This is a genomic window from Leifsonia sp. YAF41 (genome assembly GCF_052113185.1).
Taxonomy (GTDB): Bacteria; Actinomycetota; Actinomycetes; order Actinomycetales; family Microbacteriaceae; genus Cryobacterium.
In genome coordinates, this window is record NZ_JBFRCS010000026.1 from 1 (window position 1) to 417 (window position 417).

A 417-nucleotide genomic window follows, 5' to 3' on the forward strand; every position below is an offset into this window, starting at 1 on the left:
GGATTTCACGTGTCCCGCCCTACTCAAGTCTGTCGCTATTTGACGCTTACGGGGCTATCACCCACTATGGCGGACCTTCCCAGATCCTTCAGCTTTATGTCACGACAGCACTGGCCTGGTCCCGGTTCGCTCGCCACTACTACGGGAGTCTCGGTTGATGTCCTTTCCTCCAGGTACTGAGATGTTTCAGTTCCCTGGGTTTGCTTAATGACCCTATGTATTCAGATCATTATACCTTGTCCGATCCACCGATCGTGCTCCAACCGAGGTTGAAGCAAGTCGGGTGACCGTAAAGGTGGGTTTCCCCATTCGGAGATAGCCGGATCAAAGGGTGCTCGCGCCTCCCCGGCTCTTATCGCAGCGTGCCACGTCCTTCATCGCCTCTCAATGCCAAGGCATCCGTCAGAAGCCCTTATG

At 54.9% G+C, this 417-nt stretch carries 1 rRNA gene; it reads right to left on the reverse strand.

Going from position 1 to position 417, the window contains the following annotated elements:
* Window positions 1-417: ribosomal RNA gene (locus AB4Y63_RS19150) — 23S ribosomal RNA — on the reverse strand; the annotation flags it as partial.